This window comes from Serratia proteamaculans (assembly GCF_004684015.1).
Lineage (GTDB): Bacteria > Pseudomonadota > Gammaproteobacteria > Enterobacterales > Enterobacteriaceae > Serratia > Serratia proteamaculans_F.
In genome coordinates this window covers 181,054-200,203 of sequence record NZ_SRIA01000004.1, presented here as the reverse complement: position 1 = coordinate 200,203, position 19,150 = coordinate 181,054, and the positions used below count along the sequence as shown (strand labels likewise).

15 protein-coding genes are annotated in these 19,150 nt (G+C 56.9%); 11 read left to right on the top strand and 4 right to left on the bottom strand.

Features of this window, described 5'->3' with window-relative positions:
• The first annotated feature begins 3 nt into the window (after positions 1 to 3).
• From E5C26_RS02490 to E5C26_RS02460, 7 genes are all read left to right on the top strand, one after another.
• A complete protein-coding gene (locus E5C26_RS02490) occupies positions 4 to 822 on the top strand; it encodes an ABC transporter ATP-binding protein (protein ID WP_135314910.1) in 819 nt (272 codons plus the stop codon).
• 89 nt (positions 823 to 911) lie between these two features.
• A complete protein-coding gene (locus E5C26_RS02485) occupies positions 912 to 1,868 on the top strand; it encodes an ABC transporter substrate-binding protein (RefSeq protein WP_135314909.1) in 957 nt (318 codons plus the stop codon).
• Complete coding sequence (locus E5C26_RS02480; protein WP_135314908.1) at positions 1,868 to 2,872, top strand: FecCD family ABC transporter permease; 1,005 nt, start codon at positions 1,868 to 1,870, stop codon at positions 2,870 to 2,872. Before E5C26_RS02485 ends, E5C26_RS02480 begins: the two co-directional genes overlap by 1 nt.
• A 303-nt stretch (positions 2,873 to 3,175) precedes the next feature.
• On the top strand, positions 3,176 to 4,111 hold the full coding sequence (gene pyrB / locus E5C26_RS02475) for an aspartate carbamoyltransferase (RefSeq protein WP_012005001.1): 936 nt from the start codon (positions 3,176 to 3,178) through the stop codon (positions 4,109 to 4,111).
• Between the two features lie 12 nt (positions 4,112 to 4,123).
• Complete coding sequence (gene pyrI / locus E5C26_RS02470; RefSeq protein ID WP_020825003.1) at positions 4,124 to 4,588, top strand: aspartate carbamoyltransferase regulatory subunit; 465 nt, start codon at positions 4,124 to 4,126, stop codon at positions 4,586 to 4,588.
• Positions 4,589 to 4,773: 185 nt separating this feature from the next.
• Positions 4,774 to 5,160 carry a 2-iminobutanoate/2-iminopropanoate deaminase gene (gene ridA / locus E5C26_RS02465; RefSeq protein ID WP_017891419.1) on the top strand — a complete coding sequence of 129 codons (387 nt, stop codon included), beginning with the start codon at positions 4,774 to 4,776 and terminating at the stop codon, positions 5,158 to 5,160.
• Positions 5,161 to 5,373: 213 nt separating this feature from the next.
• On the top strand, positions 5,374 to 8,355 hold the full coding sequence (locus tag E5C26_RS02460; RefSeq protein WP_135314907.1) for an amino acid adenylation domain-containing protein: 2,982 nt from the start codon (positions 5,374 to 5,376) through the stop codon (positions 8,353 to 8,355).
• A gap of 76 nt (positions 8,356 to 8,431) precedes the next feature.
• Here E5C26_RS02460 and E5C26_RS02455 read toward each other — a convergent pair whose 3' ends face one another.
• The gene (locus E5C26_RS02455) at positions 8,432 to 8,698 is read right to left on the bottom strand and encodes a hypothetical protein (protein ID WP_135314906.1); all 267 of its coding nucleotides are present in this window, start codon (positions 8,696 to 8,698) and stop codon (positions 8,432 to 8,434) included.
• Between the two features lie 8 nt (positions 8,699 to 8,706).
• Entirely contained in the window at positions 8,707 to 9,345 is a 639-nt protein-coding gene (locus E5C26_RS02450; protein ID WP_206194225.1) for a hypothetical protein, read from the bottom strand.
• A 282-nt stretch (positions 9,346 to 9,627) separates the two neighbouring features.
• Here E5C26_RS02450 and E5C26_RS02445 point away from each other — a divergent pair, with 282 nt between their 5' ends.
• The 4 genes from E5C26_RS02445 to E5C26_RS02430 all read left to right on the top strand — a co-directional run bounded on the left by E5C26_RS02445 (position 9,628) and on the right by E5C26_RS02430 (position 13,582).
• Positions 9,628 to 11,064, top strand: coding sequence for a circularly permuted type 2 ATP-grasp protein (locus E5C26_RS02445; RefSeq protein ID WP_135314905.1), 1,437 nt, complete (start codon positions 9,628 to 9,630; stop codon positions 11,062 to 11,064).
• The gene (locus E5C26_RS02440) at positions 11,058 to 11,987 is read left to right on the top strand and encodes an alpha-E domain-containing protein (RefSeq protein WP_135314904.1); all 930 of its coding nucleotides are present in this window, start codon (positions 11,058 to 11,060) and stop codon (positions 11,985 to 11,987) included. Before E5C26_RS02445 ends, E5C26_RS02440 begins: the two co-directional genes overlap by 7 nt.
• The gene (locus tag E5C26_RS02435; protein WP_135314903.1) at positions 11,984 to 12,778 is read left to right on the top strand and encodes a transglutaminase family protein; all 795 of its coding nucleotides are present in this window, start codon (positions 11,984 to 11,986) and stop codon (positions 12,776 to 12,778) included. Before E5C26_RS02440 ends, E5C26_RS02435 begins: the two co-directional genes overlap by 4 nt.
• 75 nt (positions 12,779 to 12,853) lie before the next feature.
• Positions 12,854 to 13,582, top strand: a complete 729-nt coding sequence (locus tag E5C26_RS02430; protein WP_135314902.1) for a proteasome-type protease — start codon at positions 12,854 to 12,856, stop codon at positions 13,580 to 13,582.
• Between the two features lie 53 nt (positions 13,583 to 13,635).
• Here the strand turns inward: E5C26_RS02430 and E5C26_RS02425 are convergent, their stop codons facing one another.
• Together E5C26_RS02425 and mgtA are read right to left on the bottom strand one after the other, a co-directional pair.
• Entirely contained in the window at positions 13,636 to 16,029 is a 2,394-nt protein-coding gene (locus E5C26_RS02425) for a beta-N-acetylhexosaminidase (protein ID WP_135314901.1), read from the bottom strand.
• Between the two features lie 291 nt (positions 16,030 to 16,320).
• Positions 16,321 to 19,029, bottom strand: coding sequence for a magnesium-translocating P-type ATPase (gene mgtA / locus E5C26_RS02420; RefSeq protein WP_135314900.1), 2,709 nt, complete (start codon positions 19,027 to 19,029; stop codon positions 16,321 to 16,323).
• Positions 19,030 to 19,150: the final 121 nt, after the last annotated feature.

The following is a 19,150-nucleotide window of genomic DNA, read 5'->3' as shown; positions in this document are numbered from 1 at the left end:
GTCATGCCTAATCTGCCCACCGACAGTCTCTTGTCGGTGCAGAACCTCTCCCTGACAAGCCCTGGGAAAGTCCCACGGATTAACCGGGTCAGCTTTGCCCTTCAGGAGAACGAGTCCGTCACCCTTATCGGCCCCAACGGCAGCGGGAAATCCACGCTACTGCGGCTAATAACCTGTGAGCTAAAGCCGAGTGAAGGTGAAATTCTCTTTCGGGGCACGCCTTTATCCGCCATCCCTCCCCAGCAACGCGCCCGTTCTATCGCCTTGCTTAGCCAGCATGATGACGCCGATTTGCGGCTTAGGGTTAATGAGTATGTGGCCCTGGGTCGCTTGCCCTGGCAGGCTGACAAGGGGCCATCCGAGCACCTGCTGATTGTCGAAAAAGCGATGGACGACGTGGGTATTCGCCATCTGCAACACCTTCCGCTTGGCAACCTTTCGGGTGGCGAACGCCAGCGTGCCGGTTTCGCCCGGGTACTGGCGCAGCAGCCAGTGCTGCTATTGCTCGATGAGCCCACCAACCATCTCGATCCGTTAGCCCGGCACCAACTGCTGTCGCTTATTCATCAAAAAAAGATCGCCACGCTGAAAGTGCTGCATGACCTTGAGTTGGTACAACCTTTTTCCGATAACGTCATCATGATGAATCAAGGGGAAATAGTCTGTTATGGCAGCCCGGACACTGTGCTGGAGTCAACGCACTTACAACAGGTGTTTGGTATGAAATCACTGCAAGTCCGCCACCCGGTCACCGGCCAGGCCCTGCGCTTTTTCGAGGCGTTGCCGACAAAAGCCCCGCCAATCAACGGTTGTTTGATCTAACTACATTTGTCATACGAATTATTCAGGTATGTTGCCCCGGTTTCCAACGAACCGGGTTACTGACTTCGGTTTATCAATCTGGAGTCGATGTGCAAAAGTTAATCCTCGCCGCCTTACTGGCATTAACCTCAGGCAGCGCCGGAGCCTCTGGTTTTCCTGTCACGGTTGACAACTGTGGTCAGCCACTGACCTTCACTCAAGCCCCTCAGCGTGCCGTGATCCAGGACATCAACATGTCGCAAATGGCGTTTGCCCTGCAGCTACAGCCTGCCATGGTGGGCGTGACCGGCATCTCCGGCTGGTACAAAAATATCCCTGAATTCACGCAACAACGGGGCTCCATCCCTGAGCTGGCACCGAAATACCCGACGATCGAAAATCTTCTCGCCGTTAATCCTGACCTGTTCTTCGCCGGCTGGAACTATGGCTTGCGTGGTGACGTGACCCCGCAGGCACTGGCGAAATTTAATATCAAAACACTGGTACTGAGTGAAAGCTGCATCCACGTAGACAACCACCGCCCGCGCGCCAGTCTGGATTTGTTATACGGTGACATGATCAGGCTCGGCAAAGTCTTCGGCAAACAGGAACAGGCGCAAACGCTGGTCGAGGGCTGGAGGCAGCAGGTGGCCGAGATCCAGCGTAAAATCGCGTCGCAACGCCCAAAAAGGGTGTTTCTGTATGATTCCGGTGAAGACAAGCCCTTTACCAGCGGAGCTTACGCGATGCCGACGGCAATTATTGAAGCCGCCGGGGCGAAGAATGTGATGGATAGCCTGAATACCAGTTGGGCGACCACCAACTGGGAAAGTGTCGCGGCGACTGAGCCTGAATTTATCATTCTGGTGGATTATCAGTCGCAAGCCACCGCCGATACCGACCCTCGACAGCTTTTCCTGGAGCAACATCCATTGATGAAGCAAACACCGGCTGTCATTCATCAGCGTTATTTGAAATTGAAATATCAGGCGCTGACGCCGGGGCCAGTCAATATTGAGGCCATCCACACACTGGCAGCCGCCCTCTACCCCGCTGCCTTTAGCTAATGTCGGAAAGAATGCGTTTCAGGCTGGCGTGGGTCATCGCCCCGCTGTTACTGGCAGGGCTGATGCTCGCCAATGTCGCCCAAGGCAGCGTGTCGCTCTCCTTTTCTCAGGTGATGGTCGCACTGGGTATCACCCCTGGCGAAGTACCGCCGATGATCAAAAGCATTGTGCTGGAGCTGCGGTTGCCTCGCACGCTGCTGGGGTTGCTGGCCGGTGCCGGGTTGGCGTTGGTCGGTGCACTCCTGCAAACCACCACCCGCAACGATCTGGCCGATCCTTTTCTGTTTGGCCTCTCTTCGGGTGCCTCTGCCGGTGTGGTGCTGGTCATCACCCGTCTCGGCGATAGTCTGGGGGCGTGGACATTACCGGTTTCCTCTTTTGTTGGCGGGCTGCTGTCCGCTGCGGTCGTTATGGTGATTTTTATGACGCAGTCGCAGAAGGGCACCGAGAAACTGATTATCTGCGGCCTGGCGGTCTCTTTTTTATTCGGTGCCTTCACCAACTATCTGGTGTTTTCCGGCGACCAGCGCACCGCCAGCAGCGTGCTGTTCTGGACGTTGGGCGGGCTGGGGCTGGCACGTTGGGATAATTTGATTTTTGCCTTGCTGGCGCTGCTGGTCCTGGTGGTCTTGATTGCCTTGCGCTGGCGCTCGCTGGATGGCTTGCTGGCGGGCGAACAGACAGCAGGTACCCTGGGCATCAACACCCGCCGCTTACGCACCGAAGTTTTTCTGTGCTGTTCACTGGCGACCGCGCTACTGGTGGCATTAACCGGCGTGATTGGGTTTGTCGGGTTAATGGTCCCCCACCTGGCTCGCCCCTTTACCGGCGTACGTCACCGGCGTCTGCTGCCGCTGGTGGGCGTATTGGGCGCCATACTGCTCTCGGCCGGCGACCTGCTCAGCCGGGTCATTACTGCGCCACAGGAACTGCCTATCGGCATTATTACTGCCGGTCTCGGCGGTATTTTCGTGCTGGCAATTTTGCTACGACGAACCCAGTGATCGTCAATTGATAGGGCCTGTCTCTAAAGGCCACCAGCCAATCGATTGCGAAAGGGCAAAAAACGGCGCTTTAGCGCTTGCAGTGATCAAAAGCGCGAGTATAATGCGCGACAATTTGCCAGGAGAAAGCATGAAAAACGACGTTCGTTTTGTTAGCCACAACCGACAAAACCGACTGCCAAGCGGCAGCCAACTGCCGTTGTTTCTCCTGTTGCTAAACCGATCGTTTCAAGCCCCTCGTTGAGGGGCTTTTTTTTGCCTGAAAAGTCCCGCGCCACGGGCACGAGTCGAGGAGAGTGAAAAATGGCCAACCCGCTGTATCACAAACACATCATCTCTATTAACGATCTCAGCCGCGAGGATCTGGAGCTGGTGCTGCGCACCGCCGCCAGCCTGAAAGCCAATCCACAACCCGAGCTGCTAAAGCACAAGGTGATCGCCAGCTGCTTCTTTGAAGCCTCCACCCGTACCCGCCTGTCGTTTGAAACCTCGATGCACCGTCTGGGCGCTTCGGTGGTCGGCTTTGCCGACGGCAGCAATACCTCGCTCGGCAAGAAAGGCGAAACCCTGGCCGACACCATCTCGGTGATTGGTACCTACGTCGATGCCATCGTGATGCGTCACCCGCAGGAAGGCGCGGCACGGCTGGCGACCGAGTTCTCCGGCGGCATCCCGGTGCTCAACGCCGGTGACGGTGCCAATCAGCACCCGACCCAGACGCTGCTCGACCTGTTCACCATTCAGGAAACCCAGGGCCGCCTGAACAACATCAATATCGCCATGGTCGGCGACCTGAAATACGGCCGCACCGTACACTCGCTGGCACAGGCGCTGGCCAAGTTTGAAGGTAACCGCTTCTTCTTCATCGCCCCGGACGCGCTGGCGATGCCGGCCTACATCCTGCAGATGCTGGAAGAGAAAGGCATTCAATACAGCCTGCACAGCAGCATTGAAGAAGTGGTGCCGGAGCTGGATATTCTCTACATGACCCGGGTGCAGAAAGAACGTCTGGATCCTTCCGAATACGCCAACGTGAAAGCGCAGTTCGTGCTGCGCGCGGCGGATCTGGCCGGGGCACGTGACAACCTCAAGGTGCTGCACCCGCTGCCGCGCATTGATGAGATCACCACCGACGTGGATAAAACGCCGTACGCCTACTACTTCCAGCAGGCGGGCAACGGCATTTTCGCCCGTCAGGCGCTGTTGGCGCTGGTATTAAACGCAGATTTGGCTCTTTAAGGGGGAACCGTCATGACTCACGATAACAAACTGCAGGTTGAAGCGATCAAGTGCGGTACGGTGATTGACCATATTCCGGCGCAGATAGGTTTTAAGCTGCTGACGCTGTTCAAGCTGACCGCCACCGACCAGCGCATTACCATCGGCCTGAACCTGCCTTCCAATGAGCTGGGCCGCAAAGACCTGATCAAAATCGAGAACACCTTTCTGACCGAGCAGCAGGCCAACCAGCTGGCGATGTACGCGCCGAAAGCCACGGTTAACCGCATCGACAATTACGAAGTGGTGCGCAAGCTGACCCTCAGCCTGCCGGACCATATCGACGGCGTGCTGACCTGCCCGAACAGCAACTGCATCAGCCGCAGTGAGCCGGTTTCCTCCAGCTTTAGCGTGAAATCCCGCGACGGCGACGTACATCTGAAGTGCCGCTACTGCGAGAAAGAGTTCGAACATCAGGTGGTGTTGCAGGCAGACTGAATCTGCGGTTTTCGCCGGGAGACGGCGCTGTTATTCTCCCGGCGACGCCCTATAATGGGAGTCCCTGTAGGGGCGCTGCATGCTGCGCCCAAATGAATCGGGACGAATTTATTCGTCCCCTACGGTGAGCACACGCAGTCAACAACGCTGCGGTTTGAAAGACGAAGGGTAAATTAGGAGAAAAAATGTCACGTAACATTAGCACTGAACTCGCCCCGGCAGCCATTGGTCCTTACGTGCAGGGCGTTGATCTGGGCAGCATGATCATCACTTCCGGTCAGATCCCGGTCGATCCTAAAACCGGCGCCGTTGCCGACGATGTGGCCGCTCAGGCACGCCAGTCGCTGGAAAACGTTAAAGCAATCGTTGAAGCTGCCGGCCTGAAAGTCGCCGACATCGTGAAAACCACGGTCTTCGTCAAAGACCTGAACGATTTCGCCACCGTTAACGCCGCTTACGAAAGCTTCTTCACCGAGCACAGCGCGCCGTTCCCGGCCCGTTCTTGCGTTGAAGTGGCCCGTCTGCCAAAAGACGTGAAAATCGAAATCGAAGCCATCGCCGTTCGTCGTTAACTCCACGACTGCGCACGCGCCCAACGGTCAGCCATCGGCTGGCCGTTTTTATTTTAGGAAAATTATTATTCCAGTTATTTTATAAAGATAACTCTATTCTCAACATATTTTCATTCCCACAATAAAAATGCGTCTATAATTGTTTTTCACCCGGCCGGGACATGACTCTTTGCAGTTTGTTAATCAGACTAATAATCTCAGGAGAATAACCCCATGGCTCAAAGCGTATTGGATTATTTTATCCAACAGGTGACCTATTCCCCGGAAGCGCTGGCGATTGTCAGTAACAATAAGCGCCTCACTTATCGGCAGTTGGATGATGCCAGTAACCAACTGTGCGGATACCTGCAACAGCAAGGCGTCCGCCCCGGTGACTGCGTGCCGCTCATAGCATTACGTACCGCTGAACTCCCGATAGGTATTCTGGCCATCCTGAAAGCCGGAGCCAGTTATATTCCCATTGATGCCCGATATCCTGAAAAAAGAATTCAGGATATCCTCAGACAAAGTGCAGCTAACACAATAATATTAAGCAACTTATCAATCGATCTTGAAATTAAGTCCCCTGACGTAAAAGTCTTTGCGATTGATAATATTACCTCGAGTGAACCGTTACCCTTTGAATTAATAAAACCGCAGGGTAATGAGACTGCCTATATTATTTTCACCTCCGGCACCACCGGCAATCCCAAAGGGGTCATGATTGCCCATCATTCACTGCTGAATATTGTCCTCTGGCATAACCAAAAGTTCGCCATGAACCGTACAAGCCGTTCAACGCTGATAGCCGGTATTGGTTTTGACGTGGCTCAGTGGGAATTTTGGGCGGCGTTGACCAGCGGCGCTACCTTGTATTTGCCAGAGGAAGAGACCCGCTTGCAGCCTTCGGCCCTACTCGACTTCTTCGCGCACCACCACATCACCCATGCTTTTGTGCCCACGGTGCTGGTGGCTGAAATTGTCAGTGCGCCACAGCCGGAAAACCTGGCGTTGCGCTACCTGTTTACCGCTGGGGAAAAACTCAACCCGGTAGATCTCAGCGGGGTGAGCTACCCGTTGGTGGATTACTACGGCCCGACGGAAGCTACCATCTTCGCCACCTGGAATTTGGTCAGTTGCGCCACACAACACGCCCCTGCCACTATCGGTCGGCCGGTGGCGGATACCGAGATATTCATTCTCGATGATAATCTGCACCCCGTCAGCGGGCAGCAACCCGGCGAGCTTTACATCAGCGGCAGTTGCCTGGCACGCGGCTACCTGAATGATTCGCAGCTTACTGCCGAAAAATTTATTACCCCCGCGCATTTTGCCGGTAAACGGCTCTATCGCAGCGGCGATCTGGCACGCTGGCTGCCGGATCATCGGATCCAGTTCCTCGGCCGTCTCGACGACCAGATCAAGATCCGTGGTAACCGCGTGGAACTGGGCGAAATAGAAAGCGTCATGGCACAGGTGACAGGCGTGAAGGCCGCCGTTGCGGCCGTTACCCAGCCGCAGGATCCGGCCAACAAACAGATTGTGGCCTTTCTGGTGGCCAACCAGAACGACGCTGGGCTGATCGAACGCGTGAAGCAACATTTGAAAGCCACATTGCCATCTTACTTCCTGCCCGCCGATTACCGGCTGCTGGAGCGTCTGCCGATCAACGCCAACGGCAAAACCGATAAGGCTGCGCTGCTGGCCCTTTCCCGCACGGTTCAACCTCCGGCAGCAGAAAAGCTGACCGGCAGCCGACAGACCATTGCCGCTATTTGGTGCCGGCTGTTGGGGACGGAGAATATCCGTGCCGAAGACAACTTTTTCGACATCGGCGGCCATTCGCTGCTGGCGGCAAAACTGGCGACGGCCATCGACCAGCAGATTGGCGTGAAAGTTTATGTCCGCGATATTTATGAATACCCGACGATAACTCGTCTGGCGCAGGCGCTGGATGAACGCAGCGGCCATGCACTACCGACGGTGGACAGCGAACCGGTGCGTGCTCTGCAGGACGACGTCTGGTTGCCCGCAGACATCACCATCAATCCGCAATACGACGCAGGGCAGATAAGCTCGCCCAGGGCCATTTTGCTCACCGGTGCCACCGGGTTTATCGGCGCACATCTGCTGGCAGAGTTGCTGGCCACTACCCGTGCCGAATTGTATTGCCTGGTGCGGGAGCGCGGTCGGATATCCCCGCAACGGCGACTCGATGAGATCCTGACTCGCTATCAGATTGCTTTATCCGCCGAGCAGCGCGGTCGGATCCACCTGGTTCCCGGCGACGTGGCCGAGCCTGATTTCGCCCTGTCACCCGAGCGCTACCGTGAACTCAGCCAGCAGGTCGATATCATTTATCACTCGGCAAGCGCGGTGAACTTTATCCAGCCCTACTCTTATATGAAGCGCGACAACGTGCATGGCCTGCGCGAAATCATTCGCTTTGCCGCGCACCAGCGCACCAAACCATTGATGTTGATGTCGACGATTTCGGTCTACAGCTGGGGGCATCTGCACACCGGCAAACGAGTGATGCTGGAAAGTGACGACATCGATCAGAACCTGCCGGCGGTGATCACCGATATCGGCTACGTCCGCAGCAAATGGGTAATGGAAAAAATTGCCGATCTGGCAGCATCACAAGGCCTGCCGCTGATGACCTTCCGTCTGGGATATGCCACCTGCCATAGCCGAACCGGCGTCAGCGCCAGCTATCAATGGTGGGGGCGACTGGTGAAAACCTGTATTGCCAGTGGCACGCGCCCAGCGCTGCAGGATTTGTGCGAGGGCCTGACAACGGTGGACTATATGACCCAGGCCATTGCGCATGTCAGCCGTAATCCGCAGGCTCTGGGGAAGAAATTCAACCTGATCCACCAGCACCGCAATAACCTGACGCTGCAGGACTTCTTCGGCCTGCTGGAGCGTGAGTTTGGCTACCACTTCCACCCGCTGCCCTTCGAACAATGGCGGGCGCAGTGGGAACACAACGGCGATGCACCGCTCTACCCGTTGCTCAGCCTGTTCAGGGACAATATGGTGAATGGGCAATCGACGGTGCAGCTCTACCAAAATACCTACCAATGGGATTGCAGCAACCTGCAGCATTTCCTGCAGCACAGCGGGATCGAAGAACCGCGCTTTACCCGGCAGGTGCTACTGAATTATCTGCAGCAGTCTATCGGCGCTCCACAGCCGTCGTTGCAGGTTTGAATGCCAAAGCGTCAAGGTAGCCGGAAGGGGACTTATTGAACTGAATAATCTACTGGCCGCCATTGCGGCCAGTAGATTACTTATCGATTCGGTTTCGACGAACAGCGCCAGCAGCTTCTATTATCGGGGAAGATTGAGCCTTAATTTTTTTCGCGGCTTGTTTTAAAACGGCTATTACCTCTTCCCGTGAAGCGGTAATTGGCATCCCACGCGGGGTCAGGCTGTTAATCTCATCAGAAGTATAGGTTTTTACCACTGCCAGTCTGTCTCCTTCAGCCTGGCATACTCCCAGCTCATAGGACGTGGTTTCCGCTACAATCCGATTTGTGATTTTAATGACCATATCCCCTCCTATAATCCTGTTAGCAGGTCGTTATTGTCGCTCAAATATTGTGCAGCATCAACCAAAGCTGATGACTCGGTAGGTGTTGAGTCTTCGATAAACCATTGGAATAATGACTGCGCATCACGATAGAGAATACCTTTATCACCAGAAGTGATATCAACGAAGTGATGCTCATTGATGTAATAATCCGCAACCCTTTCATTGATCGGTGATATTAGCCGCAGACCGGAGCATTGAGTCTCGACCATGAACAGCACAGCGGCATAGAGAGCAAAACGAAAGGTATTACCATCAAGACATGAGTCCTGTATGTGGAAATTTTGCAGCATTTCAACATTCAGCACCGCCGACATATTGCCTGTTGCGGGGCAAAACTGACATATACAGGCACCGGCTGGCCTTTGGTCCGCACCCAGGATTTTAAAACTAAAGTTGAAAGCATCGGGGTAATCCAGCACCGCACCGCTCAACGCCCAGGGGATGCGCTGATTTTCAGGTTGCTGGCGCGTCTGTACAATGCACCATTCCAAATCCTCTGCGGTCAACATTTGCACCCGAATGTTATGTTCGCCGACAGCAAAAATTTCATTGGTTATTGCTAATACCCTTCGACCCAGTTCCTGAATATTAAAATCATGCGGCATTATCACTCCCTTGAATACTTTTATAAATTAATGCGTTAGAAGTAAATTCTCGATTTTATAACGCACTTTACATTCAGTCTTCGAGGAAGCCGCTGCAATGTTTAAAGACTGAGGTACGCGCCGCAGTTTTGCCCCGTTTTAAGGCAGCGTCCGGTTTGGGTGCACCCAAAGTGGGCCTTTTCCTGCCGCGACCTGGCGTTTTCGCGCCATTTTCGCCCCTTTATCACCTTGGCACATTTTATGCTGGATCCGTCTACAGCCTGCAATGTCGACGAGGTGACGATGCTAAATATCGATCTGTCCGCTTCACCGTTTTTTGATGAGATGCTTCTGGCTGAGGGTAAACACCGGGGTCATTACGAAGCTTACTGGCATTGGCTGCAACAGGCCGATCACAAGGCCATTCAGCGTAAAAGGGAAGAGGCTGCACTGCTGTTTCATCGGGTGGGAATTACCTTTAACGTTTATGGTGAGGATGATGGCGCAGAACGACTGATCCCATTCGACAGCGTTCCGCGCATCATTCCCGCCGGCGAATGGGCAATGCTCGATCGCGGTATCCGCCAGCGCGTCCAGGCGCTGAACGCCTTCCTGCACGATATTTACCATCAACAACATATTCTGAAAACCGGGATCATTCCGGCAGAACAGGTGCTGGCCAACGATCAATATCAACCCTGCATGCAAGGCGTCGATTTGCACCGCAATATTTACGCGCACATTGTCGGCGTGGATATGGTACGCGGCGGCGACGGCCAGTATTACGTGCTGGAAGACAACCTGCGCACCCCGTCCGGCGTGTCCTACATGCTGGAAAACCGCAAGATGATGATGCGCCTGTACCCGGAGCTGTTCGCCCAACAGCGTATTGCGCCGGTGGAGCGCTACCCTTCGCACCTGCTGCAAACCCTGCGTGAAAGCTCGCCGATTAACGATCCGACCGTGGTAGTGCTGACGCCGGGCCGCTTTAACAGCGCCTATTTCGAGCACAGCTTCCTGGCACAACAGATGGGGGTTGAGCTGGTGGAAAGCGCTGACCTGTTCGTCAAGGACGGCGCGGTGTTTATGCGCACCACCGCCGGGCCCTGCAAGGTGGACGTGATCTATCGGCGGGTGGACGACGCCTTTCTCGATCCGCTGGCCTTCCGCCCGGACTCGATGCTCGGCGTGCCGGGGCTGCTGTCGGTATATCGCACCGGTAACGTAGTGCTGGCCAACGCCATCGGCACCGGCGTGGCCGACGACAAGTCTATCTATCCGTACGTGCCGGAGATGGTGCGCTTCTATCTGCAGGAAGAGCCGATCCTTAATAACGTGCCGACCTGGCAGTGCCGTCACAAAAATGAGCTGTCGTACGTACTGGCGAACCTGGAACAGATGGTAGTGAAAGAGGTTCACGGTGCCGGTGGCTACGGCATGCTGATCGGCCCGGCGGCGACCAAAGATGAAATCGCCCACTTCCGTGCCCTGCTGCTGGCCAAGCCCCATAACTACATTGCACAAAACACACTGGCGCTGTCGACCTGCCCGACCTTCGTCAACGACGGCCTGGCACCACGGCATATCGATCTGCGGCCGTTTGCCCTCAGCGGCGCGGAAATTCGCCTGGTGCCGGGCGGCCTGACGCGCGTAGCGCTGGCGCAAGGCTCGCTGGTGGTCAACTCGTCGCAAGGCGGGGGAACCAAGGATACCTGGGTGTTGGAGGACGACGCATGCTGAGCCGAACTGCCAGTGAACTCTATTGGATGGCCCGCTATCTGGAGCGGGCAGAAAGTATCGCCCGGGTACTCGACGTCACCAACAAGCTGTCGATGATGCCGATCCGCGACAGCGAAGATCAGGATCTGCAGGTGCCGCTCAATCTGACCAGCACCGGGCAGCTGTATGCCGCGGCCTACCCTGACCTGACCATGGCCAATCTGGTCAGTTTTTTTGCCCTCGACAGCCGCAACCACAGCAGCATTTACAGCTGTTTGCAGATGGGCTGGAACAACGCTCACGCGGTACGCGGCAGCCTGTCTTCCGAGGTTTGGGAGTGCATTAACTCCACCTGGATCGAGATGAAACTGATCCGCCGTCAGGGCATTGGCTCGGTGGGTGCCGATGCCTTCTTCGACTGGGTAAAAGAACGCTCACACCTGTTTCGCGGCGCGATGTTCGGCACCCTGCTGCGCAGCGACGCCATGTGCTTTATCCGCCTCGGCACCCTGCTGGAGCGGGCCGACAGCACCGCCCGCCTGCTGGGGGTGAAAAACGCGCTGATGGACAGCGACGGTGACCCGGTACGCGAGTATTACCGCATGGATACGCTGCTGCGGGCGGTCAGCGCTCGCGAGGCCTATCACAGCATCTACAAGCAGCAGCTCAGCCGCGACACCATTGCCGAACTGATGATCCTGCGTAATGAGATCCCGCGCTCCCTGCTGGCCTGCGTCGGCGACATGGTGCAACAGCTGGAGCAGATTGGTGGCAACAGCGCCAATCAACCGCGTCGACTGGCGCACACGCTGCACGCCGAACTGCGCTTCAGCAGCATGAAAGATCTGAACAACATCGGGCTGAACGACTGGCTGGACAGCTTTCTCGGGCAGATTGGCGGCATCGCCGAGAGCGTCCATCACACCTATCTGGAGGCACAATGAAACTCAACATTGAGCACAATACCCATTACACCTACGCCCAGCAGGTGCAGCGCAGTACGCAATATCTGCGCCTGACACCGCAGAATTCGCAGCATCAGCGTGTGATCTCCTGGCAACTGACGCTGCCGGAAGATGCGGTGTGCACCACCGACGCCTTCGGTAACGTGCTGCACGTGCTGACGCTGGATCACCCGCATCAGGCAATCACCATTCAGGCTCACGGCGTGGTAGAGATTGAAGACGGCGTAGAAGATCAGTTGATGGGGCATCTGTCACCGCTGGTATTCCTGCGTCACAGCCCGCTGACCCAGCCCGACAGCGCGATCCAGGCTTTTGCCCTGCGCTATTACCAGCCGCAGGCGGTGTTGGACGGGCTGGAAAACCTGATGGGCGAACTGCTGCTGAAAATGCCATACAGCCCGGGATCCACCAGCGTTACCGACAGCGCGGCCCAGGCGTTCGCCACCGGTACCGGCGTCTGTCAGGATCACACCCACGTGTTTCTGGCCTGCTGCCGCTACCTGAACATTCCGGCGCGTTATGTCAGCGGCTACCTCTACAGCGAGGACTCCACCCACGTCGCCACCCATGCCTGGGCGGAAGCCTGGGTCGACGAACGCTGGCACAGTTTTGACGTGACCAACAACACCCGTCTGCCGAATCAGCACCTTAAGCTGGCGGTGGGAATCGACTATCTGGACGCCTGCCCGGTGCGCGGCATGCGGCTGGGCGGCGGCTGCGAGAATATGCAGACCATAGCCGAAGTGCAAATGATGCCCAGCGGGCAATAGCCTGTTGCCGAAAATGAAGCTTTACGGCACGCTGGCGTTTGGCAGCGTGCCAGTCTTGTTTTGAGGGAATGTGGAATGACCTATTGTGTGGCCATGCGCTTGTCATCCGGGCTGGTCTTTGCTTCTGATTCACGCACCAATGCCGGAGTGGACCATATTTCTACCTTCCGCAAACTGTACGTGTTCCAGCAGGACGGCGAGCGCTTGCTGGTGCTGCAAAGCGCCGGTAACCTGGCGACCACCCAGAGCATCATCAGTCTGCTGCAGCGCCGCTGCAAAGACGCCGAACGCCCCAATCTGCTCAATGCCCCCAGCCTGTACGAAGCCGCCACGCTGGTGGGCGAAACGGTACGAGAAGTGATCCAACGCGACAGCGAAGCCCAGCAGAGCGGCAGTACCACCGATTTTAGTTGCAGCCTGCTGCTCGGTGGCCAGATCCAGGGCGAAGAGATGGGGTTGTTCCATATCTATCCGCAGGGGAATTTTATCGAGGCCACCCGCGATACGCCCTATTTCCAGATTGGCGAAAGCAAATACGGCAAGCCGATTATCGATCGGGTGCTGAACTACGACACCCCGCTGGAACAGGCGATGCAGTGCGCACTAATCTCCCTCGATTCTACGCTACGCAGTAACCTGTCGGTCGGCCTGCCACTCGACGTGATGATTTACCCGCGCGACAGTTTCAGCAGTGCGCAGCAATACCGTATCACCGAAGATCATCCGCATTTCAACGCCATCCGCAAAGGCTGGGGCGAAGGGTTGGTCAGCATTTTCAAACAGTTGCCGCCGCTGCAGCTGTAGGTTTTTGTCAGGGCTCGGCATGCAGAGCCCCTACGCATGCAGAGCCCCACACCTCACTCGATCGCGCTGGCGCGCAGCAGGGCTTCCAGCGGATAAACCGCCGCAATCACCACTTCGTCGCGTATTTGCGCCGCCGCATCCAGCTGTTGCTGTATCTGCCCGGCTTCGGCTTTGCTCAAGGGTTTGTTCTGCTGATAACGTTCCAACAGCATCAGCCCCAGTGCCGACAGCGCACCAACATCCTGCGCCACTGGTGCCAGATCCTGCATCACCCGGTTACCGGCAATCACCGTTTTTACCGGCGCGGTATTCAACTGCCAGCGTTGTAAACGTTCGCGCAGCGCCTGTGCCGCCGCACTGTCATTGCGATCTTTCACCAGGGCCGCAACCTGCAGCCCCATCTCGCGCACTGCGTTGCTTTCCGCCGGCAGAGCGTCGGCAAAGCGATTCAGCGGTTCGAACTGATGGTAATTACCGGCTTTGAATTTCAAATGCTGACGGGTGTAATACTGGCCCGGCTCTACCGCCTCGGCCAGGGTTTGCAGCGGCGCGATCTGCACGCTGTTCGCCAGCCGGGTGAATTCGCGGGCAGTTTCTGCGTGCTGCTGCAAGCCCACCGAGACGGCCGACCAAGCGTCAACTGCCGCCAGCCGCCGGTACATGTTGTTTTCATCGGTTACGTCCTGCGCCGACCACAGGCGCTCCGCCACCGCGAACCCGCGCGGCCACAGCTTGAGATCGAGGATCGGCGCCCTGATGTTTTCCGCCCACAGCGCCGCCTCGCCGCCAAGAATATTGGCCTGCTGCTTCGTGTCCGGTATCACCGGCATCTTGCCCGCCGGGATCGCCGTCAGCTTGCTGCCACTGGTCGGATAACGCACGTTGCCAACCAGCGTATACCCACTGAGCTTATCCTGTTGCAGCGTGAACACCGGGCGCGTCTCGCCCATCCAGGTATCGACGCGGAAACTCACCTGCTGCGGCGAACGCCAGACGATATCCTGCAGCGCACGACGGGATTTGCCGTTGAAGTCGATAAAGCCACGCCACCCCTGCTTCCCTTCAATCAGGGTAAAGCTGCCTTCCACCGCGCTGCCCTTCAGCCGCGGCATGCTGAACTGCCAGCTCTGCGCCTTTTCATCGGGTTGCACCTCGGTGGCGACGCCCAGTGGCTGCGGCAGGATCTCGTTGCGATAGTGATAGGCGCTGCTCTGCGGTTGGTCGAGGTAAAAGCCGGTGGACAGAATGCCCTGGTAGCCGTCCTGCGCGCTGGCCCCCAGTGAGTCCTGCCCCTGCCAGGATTGGATCACAATGCTGCGCGGCAGCGACGGGTGATAAATCTCATCCCAGCCGACCATCTGTCGTTGGTGCCGTTCGAGGATTTTTTCCAGCTTCTGGTTGAAGTAGGCCTGCAACGCATGGGTGTCCGCCAACTGATGCTGCTGCATAAAGGCCTGAATGGTTTTCGATTGCTTCCATTGGCTGGCATCCACCTCGTCACCCCCGATATGCAGGTAAGGATCGGGGAAGATCGCTGCCAGTTCGCCAATAATGGTGTCAACAAATTGATAAACCTCCTCACGGATCGGATCGAGCGTTGGCTTATGGACACCCCAGTTGCGCTCCATCTGATACGGCCCCGGCGCGCTCATCAGCTCCGGGTAAGCCACGGCAATGCTGGAAGCATGGCCCGGCAGATCGATTTCCGGCACCACCCGGATGCCGCGCGCGGTAGCATAGGCCACCACCTGTTGCATCTGTTCGCGAGTATAAAACTGGCCGTCGCTGGCCTGCTGTTGCAGCTTGGGATAATGCTCAGAAGCAAAGCGCCAGCCCTGATCGTCGGTCAGGTGCCAGTGGAACACGTTGAGCTTGGCTGCCGCCATGCCGTCGAGCTGGCGCAGAATATCCGCCAGCGGCAGGAAATGGCGCGCCGAATCCAGCAGCACGCCGCGCCACGGGAAACGCGGCACGTCGCTGATGCTCACCAGCGGCAGGAAGGTGTTCTGGCCGTCGGTCTGCACCAGTTGCAGCAGGGTTTCCATGCCCCGCAGCGCCCCGAAACGGGTATTGGCGGTCAGCGTGATGCCATCCTGCCTCACCACCAGTTTATAGCTCTCGTCGCTGCCCGGCAGTGGCTGCGCCGCCACCTTGTCCTTGATGTTCACGTTAATCACCACGCCTGCGGCTTTTGCCGCCTGGGGTGCCAGCGTCCAACCGGTTTGCAGCTCAATACGTTGCCGCCAACGCGGCAGCGCATCGGCCAAATCGTCGCCCTGCAGATTAATCGACAAGCGGTGATCCAGCACCAGCCTGCCCGCCGGTTGGGTCAGTTCCACCTGCTGCGGCCAGGGCATCAGCGGCAAATCACCGGCCGGCTGTGCCAATGCACCCAGAGAACACAATAACGATGAAGCCAGTAGCGTATAACGCAGGGATCTGTGCATCAGAAATTCCTCAGAGGAAAAAATATCAATAAAAACAGCGAAGCTATACAAGCTACTGACAAAGTTTGTTATTAGGGAGAGCGTGCCGAAGGGGTCGTAGCAGCTTTAGCTGCCGGAGCGCCCCTCGGTGCGCTAGGCCCGGGCATCTCGGGCTCAAAACAACATTGTCATATAACTCAACAGCGAAGCTGTAAATAAAGACTGAGCACAGTGCAGATGTCCAACGGTGAGGGTGAAAAGCCGGGTTGGATCACAAATGCCCCTCTTACGGACGCAAGAGGGGCGTGGGAATTACTGCCAGCCGTAACGGCGCACAAACCAGCCTTTCACACACTGGGTCAGCACCATATAACCGCACAGGATCAACACCAGCCATGGGAAATAACCGAGCGGTAGCGCCTGCAGCTGCAGGAAACCGGCCAGCGGCGAGAAGGTCAGGCCGATGCCGGTGGCGATCACCAGCAGGGTCATGATGCACAGCGGCCACGAAGGACGGCTCTGGATAAACGGAATTTTGCGCGTGCGGATCATATGCACAATCAGCGTTTGCGACAGCAGCCCTTCAACGAACCAGCCGGACTGGAACAGCGTCTGCATTTCCGGCGTATTGGCTTTAAACACCCACCACATCAGGCTAAAGGTCAGCATGTCGAAAATCGAACTGATCGGCCCAAAGAACACCATAAAACGCCCAATATCGCCGGAGTTCCAGCGCTGCGGCTGGGTGATTTGATCGTCATCGACGTTGTCGAACGGAATGGCGACCTGCGAAATGTCATACATCAGGTTCTGGATCAGCAGATGCAGCGGCAACATCGGCAGGAACGGCAAAAAGGCGCTGGCGATCAGCACGCTGAACACGTTACCGAAGTTGGAACTGGCCGTCATCTTGATGTATTTGAGCATATTGGCGAAGGTGCGACGCCCCTCAATCACCCCCTGCTCCAGCACCATCAGGCTTTTTTCCAGCAGGATGATGTCCGCCGCTTCCTTGGCGATATCCACCGCAGAATCCACTGAAATCCCGATATCCGCCGCACGCAGCGCCGGAGCATCGTTAATTCCGTCGCCCATAAAACCGACCACATGGCCCTGCTGACGCAGCAGCTTGACGATACGTTCCTTATGCAACGGCGTCAGCTTGGCGAACACCGTGGTACGCGCCGCCGCCTGCGCCAGTTGCTGGTCGTCCATCTGTTCGACCTCACTGCCACGCAGCACATGATCCGCCGCCAGCCCGACGTCTTTACACACCTTGGCCGCCACCAGCTCGTTGTCGCCGGTGAGGATTTTCACCGTTACGCCGCTGTTTTTCAGCGCCGCCAGCGCCGGTTCGGTGCTCTCTTTTGGCGGATCGAGGAAGGCCACATACCCTTCGAGGATCAGATCCGATTCGTCAGCCACGCCATATTCGTAAGCCTGCGCCGGTAGGATCTTGTTGGCTACCGCCACCACCCGCAGCCCCTGCTGGTTGAGATCGTCGGTAACGCGCCGAATGCGTGCCAACAATGCCTCGGTCAGCGGGATCACTTGATCTCCCTGCCGCACATGGCTGCAAATCGCCAGCATCTCTTCCAGCGCGCCCTTGCAGATCAGCTCGTGATATTGCGCGTCTTTGGCCACCACCACCGACATCCGGCGACGTTCAAAATCAAACGGGATCTCATCCACTTTGTGGTAATGCTGCAAGGCATCCGGCTGTTGGCTTTGCTGCGCACAGCTCAGCACCGCCACGTCGAGCAGGTTTTTCAGCCCGGTCTGGTAGAAGCTGTTCAGCCAGGCGTAATGCAGCACCCGATCGCTGGCGACGCCGAACACGTCGGTATGGCGCTCCAGCACGATTTTGTCCTGGGTCAGGGTACCGGTTTTGTCGGTACACAGAATATCCATGGCGCCAAAGTTCTGAATAGCGTCCAGACGCTTGACGATCACTTTCTGTTTGGACAGTTTCACCGCCCCTCTTGCCAGGGTAGAAGTGACAATCATCGGCAGCATTTCCGGGGTCAGCCCCACCGCCACCGACAGCGCGAACAGCGCCGCTTCCCACCAGTCGCCCTTGGTATAGCCGTTGATCAACAGCACAATTGGCGTCATCACCATCATAAAACGGATCAACAACCAACTGACTTTACTGATCCCGCTCTGGAAGGCATTGGGTTGCTGATCCTGACCGATCACGCGCTGCGCAAGTTGGCCGAAATAGGTGTCGCCGCCGGTGCCAATCACCATCGCCAGCGCGGTGCCACTCACCACGTTAGTACCCATAAAGCACAGGTTTTGGCATTCCAGCGGATCTTCCACCTGTTCGCGCAACTCGGCGATTTTCTCCACCGGCAGAGACTCACCGGTCAGCGCCGCCTGGCTGATAAACAGATCTTTTGCCGACAGCACGCGCAAGTCCGCCGGGATCATATCGCCCGCCGCCAGCTTGATGATGTCGCCCGGCACCAGTTGCGAGATCGGCAGTTCCAGATGCTCACTTTTACCGGTCACTGCGTCACTGCGGATAACCGTGGCGGTGTTGCTGACCATGGCTTTCAGTGCATCCGCCGCCTTGTTGGATCGCGCTTCCTGAATGAAATTCAGCAACGTGGAGATCACCACCATCAGGGCGATCACCAGTGCGCCGGTCAGATCCTCGGTGGCATAAGAGATCATGCCCAGAGCGGTCAGCAACAGGTTGAACGGATTGCGATAGCAGTGCCACAGGTGCTGCCACCAGGCCTCTTGCTGCTGATCGTCAATGACGTTCTCACCGCAGCGTTCGCGTACCCGCTCCGCCTCATGAGCGGTTATGCCTTCCGGATGGCTTTGAAAACGCAGATAAAGCTCGGTGGAATTGGCGGCAGCGCATTCCAGCCGCTGTTGTGCCAAACCGGCGGGCAACCCCTGCGCTTTGCCGCCAAGGCCGTCCAACAGGCTGTCACGGTGCACCAAACGGCGCGGTAAATTGCGGCTGAGCAGGCCCAGCAGTTGACGGGGGATATTTTTCAGTTTCATTTTTTCGCACCTCGTCGCCCAATGCCTAACGGCAGTGGGTGAACACGAGATCCTCCCCGGCCAGGCTTTCGGACACGCCAAAAAGCCTCTGCCGGGGCAGATCCTTACATTTTTAATAGCA

Excerpts from the sequence above, each read along its gene's own strand:
- E5C26_RS02480 (WP_135314908.1), top strand. The coding sequence starts at position 1,868 with ATGTCGGAAAGAATGCGTTTCAGGCTGGCGTGGGTCATCGCCCCGCTG.
- E5C26_RS02455 (WP_135314906.1), bottom strand. The coding sequence starts at position 8,698 with ATGGTCATTAAAATCACAAATCGGATTGTAGCGGAAACCACGTCCTAT.
- pyrI (WP_020825003.1), top strand. The coding sequence starts at position 4,124 with ATGACTCACGATAACAAACTGCAGGTTGAAGCGATCAAGTGCGGTACG.
- E5C26_RS02445 (WP_135314905.1), top strand. The coding sequence starts at position 9,628 with ATGCTAAATATCGATCTGTCCGCTTCACCGTTTTTTGATGAGATGCTT.
- pyrB (WP_012005001.1), top strand. The coding sequence starts at position 3,176 with ATGGCCAACCCGCTGTATCACAAACACATCATCTCTATTAACGATCTC.
- E5C26_RS02430 (WP_135314902.1), top strand. The coding sequence starts at position 12,854 with ATGACCTATTGTGTGGCCATGCGCTTGTCATCCGGGCTGGTCTTTGCT.
- E5C26_RS02460 (WP_135314907.1), top strand. The coding sequence starts at position 5,374 with ATGGCTCAAAGCGTATTGGATTATTTTATCCAACAGGTGACCTATTCC.
- E5C26_RS02440 (WP_135314904.1), top strand. The coding sequence starts at position 11,058 with ATGCTGAGCCGAACTGCCAGTGAACTCTATTGGATGGCCCGCTATCTG.
- E5C26_RS02435 (WP_135314903.1), top strand. The coding sequence starts at position 11,984 with ATGAAACTCAACATTGAGCACAATACCCATTACACCTACGCCCAGCAG.
- E5C26_RS02425 (WP_135314901.1), bottom strand. The coding sequence starts at position 16,029 with ATGCACAGATCCCTGCGTTATACGCTACTGGCTTCATCGTTATTGTGT.
- ridA (WP_017891419.1), top strand. The coding sequence starts at position 4,774 with ATGTCACGTAACATTAGCACTGAACTCGCCCCGGCAGCCATTGGTCCT.
- mgtA (WP_135314900.1), bottom strand. The coding sequence starts at position 19,029 with ATGAAACTGAAAAATATCCCCCGTCAACTGCTGGGCCTGCTCAGCCGC.
- E5C26_RS02490 (WP_135314910.1), top strand. The coding sequence starts at position 4 with ATGCCTAATCTGCCCACCGACAGTCTCTTGTCGGTGCAGAACCTCTCC.
- E5C26_RS02450 (WP_206194225.1), bottom strand. The coding sequence starts at position 9,345 with ATGCCGCATGATTTTAATATTCAGGAACTGGGTCGAAGGGTATTAGCA.